The sequence below is a fragment of the Streptomyces phyllanthi genome (assembly GCF_009377205.1).
GTDB classification, from domain to species: Bacteria; Actinomycetota; Actinomycetes; order Streptomycetales; family Streptomycetaceae; genus Streptomyces; species Streptomyces phyllanthi.
The window spans coordinates 1-2,558 of the sequence record NZ_VJZE01000772.1 but is presented as its reverse complement, the minus strand read 5'-3'; the positions used below and the strand labels follow the sequence as shown (position 1 = coordinate 2,558).

Annotated in this window: 3 protein-coding genes; 2 read left to right on the top strand and 1 reads right to left on the bottom strand. The window is 70.7% G+C overall.

Annotated elements, in window-relative coordinates; all coding sequences use genetic code 11:
• On the top strand, positions 1 to 425 hold a 425-nt coding region (locus FNH04_RS44655; RefSeq protein ID WP_152791944.1), incomplete at its 5' end, for a DUF4253 domain-containing protein.
• Positions 426 to 571: 146 nt separating this feature from the next.
• Positions 572 to 1,504 carry a phosphotransferase family protein gene (locus FNH04_RS44650; RefSeq protein WP_152791943.1) on the top strand — a complete coding sequence of 311 codons (933 nt, stop codon included), beginning with the start codon at positions 572 to 574 and terminating at the stop codon, positions 1,502 to 1,504.
• Positions 1,505 to 1,549: 45 nt separating this feature from the next.
• Here the strand turns inward: FNH04_RS44650 and FNH04_RS44645 are convergent, their stop codons facing one another.
• A complete protein-coding gene (locus FNH04_RS44645) occupies positions 1,550 to 2,452 on the bottom strand; it encodes an SAM-dependent methyltransferase (RefSeq protein ID WP_152791942.1) in 903 nt (300 codons plus the stop codon).
• Positions 2,453 to 2,558: the final 106 nt, after the last annotated feature.

Below are 2,558 nucleotides of genomic sequence, written 5' to 3'. Positions count from 1 at the left end.
CCGCCCTCCCGCTCACCGCGGCCCCCGACACCCGTGCCGCCGAGGTCGCCGACTCCCTCGCCGGTGACGGCTCCTGGCTGAAGGAGCCGCGCCTCGCCCTCGTGCCGGCCCGCCGTTCCGCCGATATCCCGGCGGCCATCGGCTGGAGCGGCCCCATGAACTACGAGGGTGACACCGCCCGCCTGTGCGCGGTGCTCCGCTCCTGGGAGGACCGCTTCGGCATACGCGTCGTCGCCCTCACCTTCGACCAGCTCGTCCTCTCCGTGGCGGCCCCGCCCACCACCATGGCCCAGGCCGAAGCCATCGCCGCCGAGCACTTCGCGTTCTGCCCGGACAACATCACACAGGGGCACCACGAGGCCCTCCGCGCGTACGCCGAGAAGGAGCTGCTCGGGGAGCGCGTATGGGCCTTCTGGTGGGACTGAGGCTCCCGTGTCCGCACGCGCACACGTGTCCGCTCCGTACTGACGTACGCACACGGCGGCCCCTTGCCGCACCCTAAAGAGCTACAGGCTCCCGTATACGCGCAATCCGCCATACGGGCGGCCTGCGGCACCCCTAGGCTGCCCGCATGCTGCCCAGCGTGGACACGGTCGACGAGTTGAACTGGGTCGTTCGGGACGAGGCGCTGCTACGACCGGCGGCCCAGGACCTCTGTGCACAACTGGGGCTCCCGGGCGCCCGGTTGGTGCGATTCGAGGACGGGACGCTACCGGTGTACTCGGTCGGCGAATCGCTCGTCCTGAAGCTGTACCCCGGTTTCGAAGCCGCCCGGGCCATCAGGGAGGCACGGGTGTTGTCCCACCTCCGGGACCGACTGCCGGTGCCCACCCCGCGCCTGCAGGCGGCGGACCTCTACAAGAACGGCTGGCGGTACGTACTGATGTCCCGGCTGCCCGGCGTGAGCCTCGCCGAGGCCTGGCACCGTATCCCGGTGGCCGACCAGGACCGGATCGTCACCGAGGCGGCCGAGACGCTGGCCGCGCTGCACGCCCTGGACCCCGGGCCGCTGACCGACGTGGTCGGCCCGGCGGACTGGAACCGGTTCCTGGCCGTGCAGCAGGCGAAGGTGCTCCGACACCACCGCGCGGGCGGCCTCGCGGAGACCTGGCTGGAGCAGATCCCGGACTTCCTGCGCTCGGTACCGCTCGCCGCGCCCGAGCGACGGGTGCTGCTGCACACCGAGTTCATGCTCGAACACCTGACCGTCGACCCGCACGACGGCTGGCGCGTCACCGGCCTCTTCGACTTCGAGCCCGCCATGATCGGCGACCCTGCCTACGACCTCGCGGTCGCCGCCCTGTTCGTGACCCACGGCGACGCCCGCCGGCTCGGCCGCTTCTACAAGGCGTACGGCCGTACCCCGCACGCCCCACGCGAACTGCTCGCGCACGCGCTGCTGCACGCCTACAGCGACCTGCCCTGGTGCCTGCGCGAACTGCCCGCCCCACCCCGACCACGCCTCGACGACCTGGCCGAGGCGTGGTTCGCGACGAGCAACTGACCGTGCGGTTCACGGACCCGGGCGCGTACGGACCGACCGACCGCCTTACGCCTTGAGACCGGTGGCCGCGTAGATGTTGATGTCCGCGTCCGTGACGTCGTTGATGTCGGCGTAGCGGATCCTCTCGATGGCGTCGAGGCCCGCGAGGACCGACTCGTCCGCGGACTCGGGCAGGGGAGCGCCGTCCTCGAAGCGCCAGTGGTGGGCGGGCACGACACCGGGGGCGTCCAGCTCCAGGCCGTTCTCGGTGAAGAAGCGCTCGACCTCGGCCTTGGACCGCAGTACGAAGGTGAACCCGCGCTTGGTGTACGTCTCCTGGACGGCACGGATGTTCGGCGGGTTGAGGTCCTCGGTGAGATGGCTGAGCACCAGCCGGCTGCCGGACGGCAGGGCGTCCATGAGCTCGCGCACGACCGGGTACGCCTCCTCGTCCTCGATGAAGTGCAGCAGCGCGACGAGGACGAGCGCGACCGGCCGGCTGAGGTCGAGGGTCTTCGCGGCCTCTTCCAGGATCCGCGCGGGCTCCTTGAGGTCGGCGTCGATGTAGTCCGTGGCACCCTCGGGGCCGCTGGTCAGCAGGGCGCGTGCGTGGGTGAGGATGATCGGGTCGTTGTCGACGTAGACGACGCGTGAGTCGGGGGCGATGCGCTGGGCGATCTGGTGCACGTTCTCCGCGGTCGGCAGCCCGGTGCCGATGTCGAGGAACTGCCGTATCCCCGTGTCCTTCGCCAGCATGGTCACGGCGCGGCGCAGGAAGTCGCGGTTGTGCCGGACGTCGAGGTAGCCACGCGGGTTGGCGGCCAGCGCGGCAGCGGCGGCGTCCCGGTCGACGGGGTAGTTGTCCTTGCCGCCGAGGAAGACGTCATAGACCCGTGCCGGGTGCGCCTTGGTGGTGTCGATCCTCTTGCGCAGCTCGGCGGGGTCCTGGCTGAGCGCGTCACCGGCCATGAAGCTCTCCTGGAGAGTCGCGTCGTCGAGTGGTCAACAAGCCAACTCCCAGGGGGCCTTGAAAGTGCCCTGACAACCGTGCGGCTCCCCCCGGTGACGCCGCTGA